Here is a 17,495-nt window from a genome sequence, read left to right as displayed (position 1 = left end):
TTGATGATTAACGATTTTTGATTGTAGATTTAAACTTCTAAAATGCTTCGCCAGTTCGCTTTCGCTCGTGTCAAAAATCGCTGATCAAAAATTTTAATTTTTATATACTTGATTTGAATTGCTCTAGGAAACGAACGTCATTTTCGTAGAACATACGGATATCGCCGATTTGATATAACAACATGGCAATTCTTTCGATTCCCATACCAAATGCAAAACCGTTGTATTCATCAGGGTTGATGCCACAGTTTTTCAAAACATTAGGATCTACCATTCCGCAACCCATGATTTCTAACCAACCGGTTCCCTTGGTGATTCTATAATCGGTTTCTGTTTTAAGGCCCCAATAAATATCAACCTCAGCACTAGGCTCAGTAAACGGGAAATAGGATGGACGTAAACGGATTTTTGATTTTCCGAACATCTCTTTGGTGAAATATAAAAGCGTTTGTTTTAAGTCGGCAAAAGAAACGTCTTTGTCAATATATAATCCTTCCACTTGGTGAAAAATACAGTGTGAACGGGACGAAACTGCCTCATTACGGAATACTCTTCCGGGAGAAATAGTTCGAATTGGCGGTTTGTTATTTTCCATATAACGCACCTGAACGGATGATGTATGCGTGCGCAACAAAATATCAGGATTTGTTTGAATAAAAAACGTGTCTTGCATGTCACGCGCCGGATGGTATTCCGGTAAGTTTAATGCAGTAAAATTATGCCAGTCATCTTCGATTTCCGGACCTTCAGAAACGTTGAAACCAATGTTTGAAAAGATATCAATAATTTGGTTTTTTACCAATGAAATAGGGTGGCGAGAACCAATAGTTATAGGTTCAGCCGAACGCGTCAAATCACCATAAAAACCTTTGATTTCTTCTTTACTTTCTAAAGCTTCCTGTATGGTTTTTACTTTGTCTTCGGCAGAAGTTTTAAGCAAATTGATTACCTGTCCGAATTCCTTTTTTTGGTCGTTAGGAACGTTTTTAAATTCAGCAAAAAAGTCTTTTAAAAGTCCTTTGCTTCCCAGAAATTTAATTCGGAATGTTTCTAATTCTGCTGCGTTTTGCGTTGAGAAAGCTTGTGCTTCGCCAATATATTCTTTTATCTTATCTATCATTTTCATCCAATAATTGAGAGTGCAAATTTAGGAAATTTGTTCCAAGTATACTCTTTAAAGTTTAAAGTTTCCATTCTAAATTGTTAGATTACTTTTCACCGCTGTTCTGCTTCTATAATAAGCCATAAAAGTTCATTTAAGCTAGGTGTTTTTTACTGAACACTACTCTATCAGTTCTCTTTCCAGAAAATAATTTACAATAGCTTCTTTCATTAAAACCGACTGTTCTCCAGCTTTAAGCGGTGGTAATTCCTCTTTTACTTTGTAATGTGGCCATCCATCTTCATCAAAAAATTCGAATTCATAAAAACCATAAGGCTCTAACAACCTGCAAATCGCGATGTGCATCAGGTTTAATTTTTCGTCTTTTTTGTATTCACTATGCACTTTCCCAAGCTCTTGTACGCCAATTAGATAAATAATAGCGTCGAGATCTAAATCCTCACCTTGAGAAAATTGATTGGAAAGTATATTTACAAGCTGTTCCCAGCGTTCTTTAAGTTGTGTGTCTCTTGACATTTCTTTAATTATGAGTGACAAATTATGAACTATGAGTCCAGAATCTATAAAATTATTTTGGGCAAAGATAAGAACTTGAAAATTGGCAATGGTAAAGAACAATTCTTTTATATTTGCACTTTTATTTTTCTTAATTAAGTGTCATGGGATTTTTGGATATTATTTTGGGTGTATTAATCGCTTTTGCTTTGTATAAAGGCTTTAGAAATGGTCTTTTTGTAGAATTAGCTTCTTTGGTTTCGCTATTGGCAGGAATTTATTTTGCCATAAAATTTTCGTCATTTATCAAAGAAATATTAGCTGAATTTGTCAAATGGAATCCCAATACAATTCAAGTAGTAGCCTTTGTATTGACATTTATCCTTGTAGTAATTGGAATATCCCTTTTGGGTAAATTCCTCACCGGAATAGCTGATTTTGCCTTTTTAGGATGGTTGAATAAGATTGGTGGTGGCTTCTTTCGGGTGCTAAAAACAATTTTGATAATAGGAATTGTTTTCAAGGTGTTCGAAAAAATAAACTACCATAATTTTTTAGCCAAAAAAGAAACCTTAGACAAGTCCATTTTTTATAATCCAATCCAAAAAATAGCAGGATTCATGTATCCTTCGATAGAAAATTGGTATGATAATTTGAAGAAAAAGTAATCAATATCAAATTAAAAACTATTATTTTACTTCCTTGATCGCGTTGCTTTCAATCCAGCCTTCAGTTCCATCTGTTAGTTGCACTTTTTTCCATTTTCCAATGATTTCCTCAACATACACTTTTGTTCCTTCGTGTAGCACAAATATTGGCTGACCGCCATTTCTGGGTTCGCTTTTTACATTGGCCATTTCCGCAAAAACAATCGCTGGTTTTTCAGTATCAAAATGACTTTTTTCAAAAATCGTAGACGAAATACTAATTAGAATTAGAAAAAAAAGCACAAACATTCCAAAAAAGAAAATCCTTTTTGAAAGTGTAATTTGTGAAAAATAATACCCAATAAAAAACAACAGGAACGCCGTTGCCAGTCCAACAGAAATCCATGCCCACGTATTGTAATGATAGATTCCCGTAAAATCCCGAATCAGCTTTGCAAAACCTACTTTTGGGATTACTTTAATTTCATCGATAGTTCGTTTTTGAGCGAATTTCAAGTTGTTAATTACATCGGTATTATTTGGATTTAACACCAATGCTTTTTCATAATTGTAAATAGAAGGCGCTACTTTATTCAATTTATAATACGCATTCCCTAAATTAAAATACAATTCAGAAGAGTGTTTGCTCTCTGTCAAAACACTTTCATAAGCCGCAACCGCTTCATTATATTTCCCTTTTTGATAATACTCGTTTCCTTTTTCAAAGCCACTTTGGGCAAAGAAAACTTGGGTTGAAAGTAATAATATATAAAGTATTTTTTTCATAAAAAAATTTAAACACGAAGGTCACAAAGAAGCCGCAAAGGTCACTATTTAAAGTGATCCATTAATAACTCTTCTCACTCCTTCTTTTAGTAATTTAACATTAAAATTAATTAGTAATCCTAATCTGCAATCTGACAATCTCAAATACGTTAATAATTGAGCCAAATGAACATCTGTCAAAGCTTCAACAGATTTTACCTCAACAATAAATTTATCCTCAATAATCATATCAATTCTGTACCCCACATCCAGTTTTACTTCTTCATAAATCAAAGGAAGCGCTTTCTGCTTTTCTACTTTTAAATTACTTTTTTTAAGTTCATAAAACAAGCACTCTTCATAAGCACTTTCCAATAGTCCGGGTCCTAAAACTTTATGTACTTTCAAAGCACTTTCAAATACAATTTTTGATATTTCGTTTTCAGTCATTTGTTTAAAAAAACTAGTGTACTCTGTGCCTTCTTTGTGCACTTTGTGGTTAAGCAAATTATTAAGCAATTTGTTTTTCTAAATCTGAAATAATCACTACCGCTTTATCAAAATCCTTTTGTATAGTAACACTTGATGATGGTGCATATCGCGCGATTTCACAGCTTTCCGTAAGTGCAATAAAATCAGTCACCGCATCAGGATTTGCATTTCTTGACAACAACAATTCTTGAATATTATCCTTACTCATTTCTGAAGTTTCAATATGCAACTTGGCTTTCAAGAAATTATGCATTGCTTTCTCCAGCGCAATGTAAAACAGTTCTTTGTTGTTGATTTGTTTCTTGGCTTCCGATAAATATTTCTTTGCCAATCTATTATTCATTCGAATTCTGTTTCCGGTAATATCACCATCAATAGCTTCTTTTTTCTTTTTAAATAATACGATTAAAGGCAGCATTAAAAATGGGAAAAAGAATAATCCATAAAACAAATTTGACCCAAAGAAGTCTTTCTTATTCATCGTCAAAAGATTACTTTTTAACTTTATGAATTTGAACTGCTCTACTTTGTCTATTTTATTCTTGTTTGCACCAGAAGCTACGGTCGCATCAGTAGGCGAAGGACCATCGAGAACATTAATCATTATCTCTGGAGAACTTAGCGTTTTATACGTTCCTGAACCCAAATCAAAATACGTGAATTTTAATGGTTTTATAGGGTAATTCCCTTTATACTGCGGAACAATGGTATAACTATCCGAAATTTTCCCAGTCATTCCTGAAAGAGGAGTGTTGATTTGTTCGCTATGAACTGCATCGTACATTTCGAGGGCATTTGGCGCTATCGGTTTTGGCAAACTGAATAATTTAAGATTCCCTTTCCCGGTTACACTAACTACTAAGTCCAGACTTTCTCCGTTTTTTAAATCGGTTTTCGTTGGTGTTACTTTGAAATCAAAATTTCCAACTGCGCCTGAAAAGTCTTCTGGTTTTCCTGCTTCGCGAAGTGGCTTAACATTTATAGTTTTCGCTCCTGCAGAAACTCTCTTCCTGCCTTCGGTGACAACCATTCGACCAAACATATCTCTACGATTCGACGGCAATTGAACATCAATATCTAATGACAACGGTTCAATAACCAGCTTTCCTGATTTTTGAGGATACAAAACTATTTTTTTAAGTACAATAAAACGGTATTTCTCCCCTTTAAACATACCTTCTTCAGCAACAAACTGTTTTATATCAATATTTTGACTCCAGAAATCATTGTATTTTGGCTTACTAACTTCGTTAGAATTTGTGACTCCAATATTATAACTGAAATACATTTTATAAACTACCGTAATGGGTTCGTTTACATATGGATTTGTTTTAGAAATATCAGCAACAAGATAAATATTATCATCTGCCGAAATACTGGTGTCATTAGGATCTCTAGGCTGTTCCGTTGCAGCGGTAACATTTATTTTTAAAGGTGATGTTTTATAAATTTGCCCGTTGTATTCGATTGCGGCTTGCTTGATAACCAACGTCCCTTTTTGATTTGGTAAAAGAAAATAAGAATATATTTTCTCAAATGAACTTCTTCCGTTTACCCAAGACTGACTTACTTGCTGGCTTGGACCGGCAATAATTCTAAATCCTTCAAAAGACGGTGGCACAAAATTATCCCCATCTACATTCATCATAAAATCGATACGAAGTCTCTCGTTTATACCCAGCGTTGCTTTACTTACTCTAGCCTCAAATTGCACTTGAGCACTAAGTAAATTGCACACCATTAAAACTAGTACTGCTATAAATCTTTTCATTTTCAAATTGTCTAATTGAACTACCAATCTTTCTCCGTCTTAACTGGTTTTCCTTGTACTTTTTTGGCATTTACTTTATCCTGTACCTTCTTTTCTTCTTTATTCACTGCATTCAAAAGATTCTCTAAACGTTCTTTAGAAATTCCTCCGGGAGCTGGTTTTGGCTCTCCATTTTCATTTGGCTTAGGATCTTTATTTTGTTTGTCTTTATCTCCCTTATCGTCTTTCTTATCTTTATCCTTATTGTCCTTTTTATCTTTTTCTCCGTCTTTCTTATCGTCCTTCTTGTCTTTATCGCTCTTTTTGTCGTCTTTTTTATTATCGTCCTTTGGAGGATTTTCTTTCAACATTTTTTTTGCCAAAGCATAATTATAACGTGTTTCTTCATCTGTCGGATCGTTTCTCAAGGCATTTTTGTAAGCTTCAACCGCTTGCGTATAATCCTTTTCATTCATGAAAACATTTCCTAAATTATGAAAAGCGCGATGTTTCTGCGGTCTTGTTTTTGAATTTTTTAAAGATTTAGCGTATGCAAATTTTGCTTCCGAAGATTGTTTTTGTTTATAAATAGTATTTCCAAGATTGAAAGGTGCAGTTGCTTTATTAGGAAATTTTGAATCCGAAATTCTATAATTAGCTTCGGCATCTACAAATTTATTTTCAGCATATTCCTCGTTCGCTTTAGGCAATATTCTATCTTTCTGTTGTGCGTTTGCAACAAAAGAAAAAAGCAATAACAGATATAAAATTATGTTTTTCATTGTGTTTTTAAATGTAAGTGTCAAAGTATACTTAGTGTTTTTGTTCCAATAATGGAGCGCAACTTTATACTTTAAACTTTTTTATTCTCGTTAAATAAATTCAATTTGTTTACCCAACTTGTTTTTCGTTCCAAAAGGAAAATATCCAGAAATAAGAAAACAAAAGCAAAACCTAAAAACCATTGAAATTGCGATTGAAAATCAGCCATTTCTGTTGCTTCAAATTCTGTTTTTTGAATATTATTCAATGCGTTCTTAATATATTCGAGCACTTCTTTAGTGTTGTTTCCGTTTACATAACCGCCTTTAGTCGCTTTAGCAATCGCTGTAAGGCTTTCTGGAACTCGTTTCGTTATAACAACCTCATTGTTATTATCTCTTTTAAAACCTTCGACAATTCCATTTCTTTTCAATGGAATTGTACCTCCTTTTTCAGTTCCAACACCAATTGTAATGATTTTAATCCCAAGCTTATTGGCTTCTTCCGCCGCTTCTTCTGCACCTTCGTTATGGTCTTCACCATCAGAAATCATAATCAACAGCTTACTCGTTTTTTTATCATCAAAATAAGTTGACGATAATTTGATTGCCTCGTTGAATGACGTTCCTACCGAAGAAACCATATCCGTATTCATGCTTTGCAAAAACATTTTTGCAACACTATAATCCGTAGTAATCGGCAATACCGGGAAAGCGCTTCCGGCATACGCCACAATTCCTATTCGGTCGCTTCCCAATTGATTGATAATTTGCGAAACAATTTGCTTGCTTTTATCCAAACGGTTTGGCGCTACATCTTCGGCCAGCATACTTTTGGACACATCCACTGCGAAAACAATGTCGATTCCTTCCCTTTTTACGGTTTCCATTTTGGTACCAATTTTTGGATTTACCAATCCAAGAATTAATCCGGTCAATGCCAAAAGCAATACTCCTAATTTCAAAACCGGTTTAAAAACAGAACTTTCCGGGCTCAGTCTTTTCACCATTTCTAAATCTCCAAATTCGCGCTGTTTTTTTCTTTTCCAATATAAATTGGCCAAAAAAACCAACACCAAAAGTGGCAGTATAAAAAGGAGGTATAAATATTTTTTTTCGTCTAATTCCATTTCTATTTTTAGATTTATGAACTTTAATCTTAGATTTTCAATCTAAATCAAAATTCTAAACTTGGTCATTTTATTCCAATATTCCAGTTCGTACTCCCTTCCCTTCGGGGAGGGGTGGGGGTGGGGATTTTATATAAAGCTTTTAAAAACTGTATTTCGCAATCCTAATTCAACCAATAATAAAAAACCGGCTAACCATACAAATGGCCTGAATTTTTCATCATAATCATAAAATTTCAATTCTTCGATTTCAGTGGTTTCTAACTTGTTTATTGTTGCATAAATTTCGGCTAATTTGCTGTTGCTCGTTGCTCTAAAATATTTTCCACCCGTATTATTAGCGATTTTTCTCATCATTTGCTCATCAATCTCCACTTTCATCATTTGGAAAAGAAATTTTCCATTTGGCGCAATAGCATAAGGGAACATCGCCATTCCGTTTGTCCCTATTCCTATTGTATATACTTTTATTCCGTATTGTTTTGCAATGTCAGAAGCTGTATCTGGTTCAATAAATCCGGCATTATTTACTCCGTCAGTCATCAAAATAACCACTTTACTCTTTGCTTTACTGTCTTTTAATCGGTTTACGGCAGTGGCCAATCCCATTCCTATTCCCGTTCCGTCCACTAAAACATTATCGTATTTTATACTTCTGATAGCATCCAGAATAACCGCTTTATCGCTGGTTACCGGTGTTTTTGTATACGCTTCCGAAGCATACACTACAAGCCCAATTCTATCGTTTGGTCTTTCTTCAACAAAGTCTGACGCCAGTTTTTTAAGTGCTTGCATTCGATCCGGTTTCAAATCTTTGGCAAGCATACTTCCAGAAACGTCAATTGCCATAACAATATCAATTCCTTTGGTCGTTTTTGTTTTATTACTTACATCAACTGTTCTTGGTCTTGCCATAGCAATAATCAAAGAGCACAAAGCCAGAATTCTAAGTACATTCAACATCGGCTTTAGCTTTGTCAAATATGACTTGGAACCTTTAAATCCTTGTAACGAACTTATTTTTAATGTGGCTGATTGATGGTTCTTTTTCCGTAACAACCACACAATTGCTACTGGAATCAGAAGAAACAACCAAAAAAACTCTGGGTTTAAAAAAGTTACTTTAGTCATTATTTACTTGCTTGTTTTAATTCGACAGAGTTCAAAACTCGTTCTGATATTTCATTTGCATAGGTATCTCCTTCTTCATGAAAAAGTAAAATCTGTTGTAATCCACCTTCCTGACTAAACAGTAATGCTTCATAATACATTTTTGCACTTGACTTATCATCTCCATTAATTTGCGAAAAAGTACCATAGGCTTTAATGCCTTTAACCCCTTCTTTGGTTTCAAATTCCTCTTGCTTCACAATCATATTTTGGGCGCCTTGAGCTTCCATTGATTGCAATATTCCATCCATAGATTTAGCCAAATCTATTTGTGTCTCCTGTTTAAATTTTAAAGTAGAAACCATCAGATAGAAAGGATCTAAGGCACTTCCATACGCAAAAGACTGCATTTCTTTGATCAAAGCCATTCCGTCTTTAGGAAGTGTTTTTGTCAAATCTACTCTCTTAAGTACTTTTGGTGTTTCAATGATAATTCCAGGATTTCCGTAATCACTTTTTACCCATTCTCCTTCCAATAATTCTTTGGTAGGATGACCAATGATATTGTCTTTTACATAACTAAATCCTTTGGTTACAATTAAAAAAGTTGTGGTCGCTGCCAATAAAAATACAATAGATGCTACGGCAGTAACAATACGTTTATTCCTTTGCTTTCGCAATTGAATTTGTATCTGTTTTTGTCTTTGCGCTTCATTCAACAACACATCTTCTTCAACTGGTACTTCTACAGGAATTGAATTGTCTAATGTCAGAATTGCTTTTTGAATCTTATTTCGGTCTTCGGTAATTTCAAAATCCAGTGGTTTTGACTTGGCAAATTTCACTAAATCGGCTTGTTTCAAAACACGTTCCAGATTTTCGATGATTTCCTGTGAAAGCGTCATTTTCTTTTTGACAGAAGCCGCTCTAAGTTCTTGAATCAGTTCCGAAGTCGTACTTTCCATTGCTGGAATTTCTATCGCTTCTTCGATATAATTTCTAGCGATATCCGTCAATTCGCTATAATAGGCTTTTACTTCCCCTTTTTGCCAAAGTTCTTTTTTCTCTAAAGTATCCAGCAAACTAGTCGCTTTCTCGATTGGCGTTTTATAAATTTCTTCCTGTAGTTTTTTTTCTTGGCGTTTTTTAATGAACCAATAAATAAACGCTCCAATACCAATAATCAAAGCAAAAATCAACAGGTATTTCCACCAGTCGCCTATTGGATTATCGGCTGGTGCAATGTCCTTAATGTCGAACATTTTTTGTTTCAAAGTATCCACTTGAACATTTGCCACTTCAACCAAAAGCGAATCCGTCATAAACGGCTTGCTGTCGATAAAAATCTTGATACTTGGGACAACATATCTACCGGAATCAAATTGGGTTAAACCGTATTTTTTGATTAATTCATAACGGCCATCCATTTTGACAGTATCAATAGGATACGACTGAATCACCTCTAAAGCACCAAAATTTTTTAGTTTTGGAAAAATCACTTTAGACGAAGTATCAACAGTAGTTTTTATGGACAGTTTAAATTCGGCACCAATTTTATTTTTAATCGTGTCAATACTTGTGACTACTTGCTTTTGTTGTGCAAAAACAGCCGTAGAAAGCAGCAATAGTAGTAGGTATAATTGTTTTTTCATCTTTTATTATTGAACCTCTTTCGATTTTTGACTGAGGATTAACGATTTTTGATTTCAGATTTGATCCCGAAACTTCGATTCGCTTTTCATCAAAAATCTAAATTTATTTCAGATTTGTTTTAGCTGTTTTAATACTTGATACGAAAATAGAAATTAGCTCATTAGCCTCAGTTTTTGCAATAGTTAGATTTGTTAAATCGGACGTTAAATTTGATTTTTCAATAATTTTTAAACAAACAAAGCTTTCTCTTAATTCTTTTAAACAAATGCCCATTTTATGAATAAAATCTTTACTGCTTTCTGCACTTTGTGCCTCTCCATAATTTAAAGCAGGAGAAGTTCCAGATCTAATTATTTGCCCAGCAAGATGATTCCCAGCATAGTTTTTTTCAAATTTGCTTGCAACGATTATTATTGTTGCAGCAAAATCTATCAATCTATTTTCTAATTCTTGCTTATTCACTTATTAAGTTTATATTTTTATTTTACCCGTTTAAAAATCTATTTCCCACTTCTACAAAATCTGAAATCAAAAATCGTTAATCAAAAATCTGAAATCATCATCTCGATTTAAAGTAACTAAGCAATTTCGTCACATAACTTTCATCAACTCTAGTGTTTACAACACCTGAACCTGATTTACTGAATGTTTCTTTAAAATAGTTTACTTTATCGTGGTACTGTTTTTCATAATTCATTCGCACTGCTTTCGAACCGGTATTTATCAATTCAATTGCTCCGGTTTCGGCGTCAAGCATAGAAACCATACCTAAATCCGGCATTTTTTCTTCTCGAATGTCGTACACGCGAATCCCAGTTATATCGTGTTTCTTGGATGCTATTTTTAATGTTTGCTCATAATCTTCCGACATGAAATCAGAAATTACAAACACAATCGCTTTCTTTTTTTGGGTTCCTGATAAAAATTTCAAGGCTTGAGCAATATCTGTTTTACGACTTTTAGGCTGAAATTCTATCAATTCCCGAATGATTCGAAGTACATGTGATCTTCCTTTTTTTGGCGGAATGTACAATTCGATTTCATCCGAAAACAAAATCAAACCTATTTTATCATTGTTTTGAGTGGCTGAAAAAGCCATCGTTGCAGCAATTTCAGTCACGATATCCTTCTTGAATTGATTTTTCGAACCAAAACTTTCTGAACCTGAAATATCAACCATTAACATCATGGTCAATTCGCGTTCTTCCTCAAAAACCTTTACGTGCGCTTCGTTGTACCGTGCAGTTACATTCCAATCAATCGCACGAATATCATCTCCGTACTGGTATTGACGCACTTCACTAAACGTCATTCCACGTCCTTTGAAAGACGTATGATACTCTCCCGAAAAGATGTGATCACTCAATCTTCGGGTTTTGATTTCTATTTTCCGTACTTTTTTTAAGAGGTCTTTTGTATCCATTTCTTTAGTAATTAGTAATTAGTGAATAGTGAATAGTAACCAACCAAGGCTAATTACTATTCACTTATTACTATTCACTTTTAGGGTACTTCTACTTCGTTTACAATTTTGTTAATGATGTCTACTGAAGTAATATTTTCTGCTTCTGCTTCGTAGGTAACTCCAATTCTGTGACGCAACACATCATGAACTACCGCACGAACATCTTCTGGAATTACATAGCCGCGACGTTTGATAAAAGCGTAGCATTTTGCGGCATTCGCCAAATTGATACTTCCACGTGGCGACGCTCCAAAACTGATTAATGGTTTCAAATCAGCTAATTTATATTTCTCTGGATAACGTGTGGCAAAAATGATATCAAGTATGTATTTTTCTATTTTTTCATCCATATAAACCTCACGAACTGCTTCTTGAGCGCGCAAAATTTGTTCTACTGAAACCACAGGATTTACTTTTTCATAACTTCCTTTTAGGTTTTGACGAATCACTAAACGCTCGTCTTCCATTTTTGGATAATCAATAACTGTTTTCAACATGAAACGATCGACTTGAGCTTCAGGTAATTGATATGTTCCTTCTTGTTCAATTGGATTTTGAGTAGCCAACACCAAGAATGGTCGGTCTAATTTGAAAGTAGTATCACCAATAGTCACTTGCTTTTCCTGCATGGCTTCCAGTAATGCCGATTGTACTTTGGCAGGAGCACGGTTAATCTCATCCGCAAGGACGAAATTAGCGAAAATTGGCCCTTTTTTTATCGAGAATTCATTTGACTTAATATTGTAAATCATTGTTCCCACAACATCGGCTGGCAATAAATCTGGTGTAAATTGTATTCTACTGAAAGATCCTTGAACGGCTTGCGAAAGAGTATTTATCGCTAATGTTTTTGCTAATCCGGGAACACCTTCCAATAAAATATGTCCTTGACCCAAAAGTCCAATTAACAAACGCTCTACCATGTGCTTTTGACCTACGATAACCTTGTTCATTTCCATTGTGAGAAGGTCTATAAAAGCACTCTCTCTTTCTATTTTTTCATTGATTGCTCTGATGTCTAAAGTCGCTGTATTTTCTTCCATTTTATTATTTTTAAAACCTTGAATTTAATGCCCTCGTTTTGATGGTGCAAATTGAATTTTTTTTTAGAAGTAAGATGTTAAAAAATGGTTAAAACTTCGACAAAAGCGCTAATTTTAAGGACTAATTATGATACAATTTTTATATTTTTAAGAACTTTGAAAAATATACCTTGAAATAGCAGATTAATGAATTTCAATAAAAAATAAAAACCATGAATAAAACAAAATTATCGCCTATTGTAGCGGGTGTCATGAATTGGGGAATATGGGATAAAAATCTCAATACCAAAGAAATGGAAAACATGATTAATGTCTGTTTAGAAAACAAAATTACTACTTTCGATCATGCCGATATATATGGTGATTATACCACCGAATCTGATTTTGGAAAAGCCTTTGCCTCGAGTAAAATTGCCAGAGAAAAAATGCAATTAATATCCAAATGTGGTATCCAAATGGTCACGGAAAACCGCGTCAACACTATAAAACATTATGAATATTCAAAGGATTACATAATCTGGTCTGTTGAAAACTCCTTAAAAAAACTACACACCGATTATTTAGATGTTCTTTTACTACACAGACCTAGCCCATTAATGCAAGCCGATGAAATTGCTGAAGCGGTTTTGAAACTAAAATCAGATGGGAAAATTATTGATTTTGGACTTTCTAATTTCACTGCTACACAAACCGAATTGATTCGTCAAAAAACAGAAGTTTTGTACAATCAAGTACAATTTTCGGCCACTAATTTCGAGCCTATGATTGATGGAAGTTTTGATTACATGCAAGCCAACAACATTCGACCGATGTCTTGGAATCCACTGGGATCCGTTTTTAGAAAAGATATTCCACAAACCAGACGATTGAAAAAATTACTGGCGACCTTGGTTTCAAAATACCATTTGGGCTCTGATACGATTTTGCTTTCCTGGATTTTAAAACATCCGGCGCAAGTTATTCCTATTGCAGGAACCGTAAATGTGGCCCGAATTCAATCATTGATGAAAGCCGTAGAATTAGAATTAGACAAAGAAGATTGGTTTGCCATTTGGACAGAAAGCATGGGGAATGATGTAGCCTAGGAATAGTGTTAAATACAGAAACTTTAGAATATAAAACAGAAAAAAAATCATGACTAAAACAGCGTTAGTGACCGGAGCAACCAGCGGAATTGGTAAAGCAACAGCACAAATATTAGCTAAAAACAACTATAAAATTATTCTTTGTGGACGCCGTGAGGACCGATTAATTGAACTCAAAAAAGAACTTTCAGTATTTACGGAAGTGTATACATTATCCTTTGATGTTCGAGACAAAAAAGCGGTTTTTGAAAGTATCAATTCCATCCCAGAAGCCTTTTCCTCGATTGATGTTTTGATTAATAATGCAGGAAATGCGCATGGTTTAGATCCCATTCAAAACGGAGATTTAGATGATTGGGACGCCATGATTGACATCAATGTCAAAGGACTTTTATATGTTTCGAAAGCTGTAATACCACAAATGATTGAACAAAAATCAGGTCATATTATCAACATTGGTTCCATCGCCGGAAAAGAAGTATATCCAAACGGAAACGTTTATTGTGCCTCCAAACATGCCGTTGACGCCTTGAACCAAGCCATGAGGATGGACTTGAATCCTTATGGGATACGTGTTGGCGCCATTCATCCGGGTGCCGTAGAAACGGAATTTAGCGAAGTGCGTTTCAAAGGTGATGCAGACAGAGCCGCCAATGTTTACAAAGGTTTTGAGCCATTACATCCAGAAGACATTGCTGATATTATTCACTTTGTAGTTTCCAGACCGTACCATGTAAATATTGCCGATTTGATGGTGTTGCCAACAGCACAAGCCGCAGCGACTATTTTAAAAAGAGATATTTAAATTGGATTTTTAGATTGTTGGATTTTTAGAAAGTCTAAGAATCCAACTGTCTAAAAAATATAACAATCAATACTGATGATCAACAAACGTATTCTTATCAAGAATCTGCTTGCTCACAATGATGAGAGTAGTTTTTATGATAAAAAGCGTCAGTTGAATTTACATACACGGGAAGGAAAAGCAAAATTTTTAAAACACATTTGCGCACTGTCTAACTCGAATCCTACAAACAATTCCTATATCGTCGTGGGTGTTGAAGACCAGGACAATACTATTGTGGGCGATGATTTTTTTGACGACAGTCGGATTCAGAATTTAGTGAATGCCTATCTGGAGAATCCTCCCAAAATTCAGTACGAAAATGTACCATTTCCAAATTTGCCAAAAGATAAAGTCATTGGACTGGTTACGGTCAAGCCAAAAAGCAAAACCTCCCATTTCAAAAAAGGAATTCATACGATTCCTGCCAACAGTATTTTTATACGGCGAGGCAGTAACACAATGCCGGTAGAAGGCGAAATTGAAAAGAATTACCAGAATACGGAAACCGTAATTGGCATCGAAAATAACTCCCGAAACAGCATCGAATACACACTCGATGGCGTGATTGACTTCATGAATTTTCGGCACAAGGATATGGCGCCAAAGTACAAAGTATTCAAAGAATTATTTGTGATATGCTGGGCAGGTATTGCCAAAAAATCTCGTGATAAAACGTATTTATCACGCGTAGATATCGAATTGATCAATGAACAAATCAAGCTATTTTATTCGGCTCAAGATGTGGTCGAAATCACTTTTGATGAAGATACTTTTACGATTATTGAATATGTTCCTTTGGGTTTAAACGACAAAACGAGCTATTATCCTTTAGAAAAACAAACGATTCATTTTCATGATAATGGCTATTACAAAATAGAAAGAGAGATGCTTTTTCATCCGCCGGAATTCAACAAAAAAATGTTATTCCATATTTACAATGCTAATATTGCTTTGCTGAAAAAACTTCAAAAAGGACTTTCATTGTCCGAGAGGGAGCACAAAGATTTAGAGAATTTACCTTCCACTTTTATGATTTGTTACCTCAACGGTTTTGAAGAAGCCAAGCAAAAACTGATTGATGCCAAAGTGCTTTTAAAACCTTTCATACCCATATATTTATCGTTTAAAGAAGCGTTGCGAATTTTGAGAAAAATGAAATATGATGTGCAGTAAGTACACTATTTCATTCCCTAAGAAAATCCATTATAAAGGTGTTAATTTCTCTTCTCTGCCTTTTATTTCCTCTGTCATTCATATCATTATGAATGGTATTCGGGAGTTTAATGATTTTTATCCCAAACTTTTTCTGCTCTGCAACAGTAGGCAAAACTCCCTCATCAGCAGACTGGCCGCTGGAACGAAGCGAGTAGATTTTAGGCTGAGAAGTTCTGGGTAATTCCATTCTGCGGTTGTCTAAAGAAATTATTTTATCTGCCAAATTTGGGTATTTATGAGCAAACAAAACTGTTATATCACCTCCATTAGAATGTCCAATTAAGTTTACATGTTTGAAATCTAATTCTGGTTTTATTTTTTTCAATTCATTCAGAACAAATAGGATATTCTCTGCTCCTCTTTCCCAATTTGATCGTCGCACAACTTGAGGAATTCCTGTCAAAGGCAACAAATCATCGGTTGGTAATTCATGCTGAATACTCACTACAAAATAGCCTTTGGATACTAATTTTTTTGTTAAGTATGAATACGATTTATTTGCGCCAGGTTTATTTTCTCCATATCCGTGACTCACAATTACCAGCTGTTGATTTCTGATTTTATTATTTACAATTGGCAAATAAAACGCTACCGGAATTAATCTGTTTCTGGAACTATCCAGCCAATTGGCGCTATCTGACTTGACCTCAAATTCTTGATTATCGACTTTGGTATTTGTTGCTTTTTTATTAGACGTACAACTTAACACCAGAAAACAAAACAATATTTGCAGGTATACTTTCATGTGAATTTTGAGCATTTATCTGATTGAAAAAATGGTTTTGAAAAAGAAAGTATTTATTTATAATTCTAAATCAAAGCTAATAATTCTTTTAAAACCTCACAGATCATTTTAGCCAAAAGTAACGTTAACGCAAGAAGTGCACTCATTTTCGAGAGATTTAATTTCTTGTAAAGTTAATCTTAAAAAACAAAAAAAACCATCACCAAAAACAGTGATATTTTGTTCATTGATTAAAACACCATTTCGAAGAAATTTCTATTGAAATTTAAATAAAAATTACAATCTTTAAAATACCGCTACTTTTAATTTATTAAAAAAAATAAGTTAAAAAAGCCTACTTAACCTCTCTTTTACTTAATTTTATGACTTGAAAATAGCATTAATTTTTAGCTGTTTTTATTCTAATAAAGAACATTCAGTACATGAGAAAACTTGTTATAGGCGATATCCACGGTGGTTTGCGAGCATTACACCAAATCATGGAGAGAGCCAACGTTACTAAAAACGACACCTTGATTTTTCTGGGAGATTATGTTGATGGTTGGAGCCAATCTCCTCAAGTACTCGATTTTATAATTGATTTGAAAACCAAACAGAACTGTGTGTGCATACGCGGGAATCATGATGATTTATTGCTGGAATGGCTAGACGAAAGTAAAGACAATCTGTTGTGGTATAAACATGGTGGTGAAGCGACTGTTTTGGCCTACGAATCCGTTAGCGCAGAAACGAAGCAAAAGCATATTGAATTCTTGAAATCATTAGAAAATTTTCATCTAGATGAGCAACGTCGTCTGTTTGTTCATGCTGGTTTTACTAATATGAACGGTGTCGATTTTGAATATTTTCCCGGGCTTTTTTATTGGGACAGAACCTTATGGGAAACGGCTTTGGCATTAGACCGCACTTTAAAAAAGGATGACCTTTTCTATCCAAAACGTTTTACTTTATACAATGAAATTTATATTGGCCATACGCCTGTCACCCGAATAGGCGAAACAACCCCGATTCAAAAAGCAAATGTTTGGAATGTGGATACCGGCGCAGCTTTCAAAGGTCCGTTAACGATTATGGATGTTGACACCAAGGAATTCTGGCAAAGTGAACCTCTGAACCAATTGTATTTTGATGAAAAGGGAAGAAATTAGATTTTATTGAACTACTTTTGC

Annotated in this window: 18 protein-coding genes; 5 read left to right on the top strand and 13 right to left on the bottom strand. The window is 34.5% G+C overall.

What is annotated here, in order from left to right; all coding sequences use genetic code 11:
• Positions 1 to 100: 100 nt before the first annotated feature.
• Both pheS and ACNQF6_RS01565 read right to left on the bottom strand, forming a co-directional pair.
• Positions 101 to 1,120, bottom strand: a complete 1,020-nt coding sequence (gene pheS / locus ACNQF6_RS01570) for a phenylalanine--tRNA ligase subunit alpha (RefSeq protein ID WP_417962608.1) — start codon at positions 1,118 to 1,120, stop codon at positions 101 to 103.
• A 162-nt stretch (positions 1,121 to 1,282) separates the two neighbouring features.
• Complete coding sequence (locus ACNQF6_RS01565) at positions 1,283 to 1,639, bottom strand: hypothetical protein (protein ID WP_282742036.1); 357 nt, start codon at positions 1,637 to 1,639, stop codon at positions 1,283 to 1,285.
• Between the two features lie 143 nt (positions 1,640 to 1,782).
• On the opposite strand from ACNQF6_RS01565, the gene ACNQF6_RS01560 reads away from it, so the two are divergent.
• Complete coding sequence (locus ACNQF6_RS01560) at positions 1,783 to 2,286, top strand: CvpA family protein (protein WP_417962605.1); 504 nt, start codon at positions 1,783 to 1,785, stop codon at positions 2,284 to 2,286.
• Positions 2,287 to 2,307: 21 nt separating this feature from the next.
• Here ACNQF6_RS01560 and ACNQF6_RS01555 read toward each other — a convergent pair whose 3' ends face one another.
• The 10 genes from ACNQF6_RS01555 to ACNQF6_RS01510 all read right to left on the bottom strand — a co-directional run bounded on the left by ACNQF6_RS01555 (position 2,308) and on the right by ACNQF6_RS01510 (position 12,434).
• The gene (locus ACNQF6_RS01555) at positions 2,308 to 3,051 is read right to left on the bottom strand and encodes a tetratricopeptide repeat protein (RefSeq protein WP_417962603.1); all 744 of its coding nucleotides are present in this window, start codon (positions 3,049 to 3,051) and stop codon (positions 2,308 to 2,310) included.
• Between the two features lie 48 nt (positions 3,052 to 3,099).
• Positions 3,100 to 3,480 (bottom strand): GxxExxY protein, encoded by a 381-nt coding sequence (locus ACNQF6_RS01550; RefSeq protein ID WP_417962601.1) that lies wholly within the window; start codon positions 3,478 to 3,480, stop codon positions 3,100 to 3,102.
• A 61-nt stretch (positions 3,481 to 3,541) separates the two neighbouring features.
• Positions 3,542 to 5,293, bottom strand: coding sequence for a BatD family protein (locus tag ACNQF6_RS01545; RefSeq protein ID WP_417962599.1), 1,752 nt, complete (start codon positions 5,291 to 5,293; stop codon positions 3,542 to 3,544).
• A 20-nt stretch (positions 5,294 to 5,313) separates the two neighbouring features.
• Positions 5,314 to 6,054, bottom strand: coding sequence for a tetratricopeptide repeat protein (locus tag ACNQF6_RS01540; protein WP_417962597.1), 741 nt, complete (start codon positions 6,052 to 6,054; stop codon positions 5,314 to 5,316).
• 71 nt (positions 6,055 to 6,125) lie between these two features.
• The gene (locus tag ACNQF6_RS01535) at positions 6,126 to 7,163 is read right to left on the bottom strand and encodes a VWA domain-containing protein (RefSeq protein ID WP_121343041.1); all 1,038 of its coding nucleotides are present in this window, start codon (positions 7,161 to 7,163) and stop codon (positions 6,126 to 6,128) included.
• Between the two features lie 129 nt (positions 7,164 to 7,292).
• Positions 7,293 to 8,294 (bottom strand): vWA domain-containing protein, encoded by a 1,002-nt coding sequence (locus ACNQF6_RS01530; protein WP_417962595.1) that lies wholly within the window; start codon positions 8,292 to 8,294, stop codon positions 7,293 to 7,295.
• A complete protein-coding gene (locus ACNQF6_RS01525) occupies positions 8,294 to 9,925 on the bottom strand; it encodes a hypothetical protein (protein WP_417962593.1) in 1,632 nt (543 codons plus the stop codon). Before ACNQF6_RS01525 ends, ACNQF6_RS01530 begins: the two co-directional genes overlap by 1 nt.
• Positions 9,926 to 10,028: 103 nt before the next feature.
• Positions 10,029 to 10,388, bottom strand: coding sequence for a four helix bundle protein (locus ACNQF6_RS01520; RefSeq protein ID WP_282742023.1), 360 nt, complete (start codon positions 10,386 to 10,388; stop codon positions 10,029 to 10,031).
• Positions 10,389 to 10,485: 97 nt separating this feature from the next.
• The gene (locus ACNQF6_RS01515; RefSeq protein ID WP_099714078.1) at positions 10,486 to 11,349 is read right to left on the bottom strand and encodes a DUF58 domain-containing protein; all 864 of its coding nucleotides are present in this window, start codon (positions 11,347 to 11,349) and stop codon (positions 10,486 to 10,488) included.
• Between the two features lie 80 nt (positions 11,350 to 11,429).
• Positions 11,430 to 12,434, bottom strand: coding sequence for an AAA family ATPase (locus ACNQF6_RS01510; RefSeq protein ID WP_417950833.1), 1,005 nt, complete (start codon positions 12,432 to 12,434; stop codon positions 11,430 to 11,432).
• Positions 12,435 to 12,646: 212 nt separating this feature from the next.
• On the opposite strand from ACNQF6_RS01510, the gene ACNQF6_RS01505 reads away from it, so the two are divergent.
• From ACNQF6_RS01505 to ACNQF6_RS01495, 3 genes are all read left to right on the top strand, one after another.
• Positions 12,647 to 13,519, top strand: a complete 873-nt coding sequence (locus tag ACNQF6_RS01505) for an aldo/keto reductase (protein WP_417962591.1) — start codon at positions 12,647 to 12,649, stop codon at positions 13,517 to 13,519.
• Between the two features lie 49 nt (positions 13,520 to 13,568).
• A complete protein-coding gene (locus ACNQF6_RS01500) occupies positions 13,569 to 14,324 on the top strand; it encodes an SDR family NAD(P)-dependent oxidoreductase (protein ID WP_417962589.1) in 756 nt (251 codons plus the stop codon).
• Between the two features lie 75 nt (positions 14,325 to 14,399).
• Positions 14,400 to 15,539, top strand: a complete 1,140-nt coding sequence (locus ACNQF6_RS01495; protein WP_417962587.1) for an ATP-binding protein — start codon at positions 14,400 to 14,402, stop codon at positions 15,537 to 15,539.
• Positions 15,540 to 15,549: 10 nt separating this feature from the next.
• On the opposite strand, the gene ACNQF6_RS01490 is transcribed toward ACNQF6_RS01495, so the two are convergent.
• Positions 15,550 to 16,326 (bottom strand): alpha/beta fold hydrolase, encoded by a 777-nt coding sequence (locus tag ACNQF6_RS01490; RefSeq protein WP_417962585.1) that lies wholly within the window; start codon positions 16,324 to 16,326, stop codon positions 15,550 to 15,552.
• Positions 16,327 to 16,748: 422 nt separating this feature from the next.
• Here ACNQF6_RS01490 and ACNQF6_RS01485 point away from each other — a divergent pair, with 422 nt between their 5' ends.
• Entirely contained in the window at positions 16,749 to 17,474 is a 726-nt protein-coding gene (locus tag ACNQF6_RS01485; RefSeq protein ID WP_417962583.1) for a metallophosphoesterase family protein, read from the top strand.
• Positions 17,475 to 17,495: the final 21 nt, after the last annotated feature.

Source organism: Flavobacterium pasteuri (genome assembly GCF_048286615.1).
In the GTDB taxonomy this organism is placed as follows: Bacteria; Bacteroidota; Bacteroidia; order Flavobacteriales; family Flavobacteriaceae; genus Flavobacterium.
Note: the sequence above shows the minus strand (reverse complement) of the source record. Positions and strands in the feature narration are given on the sequence as shown.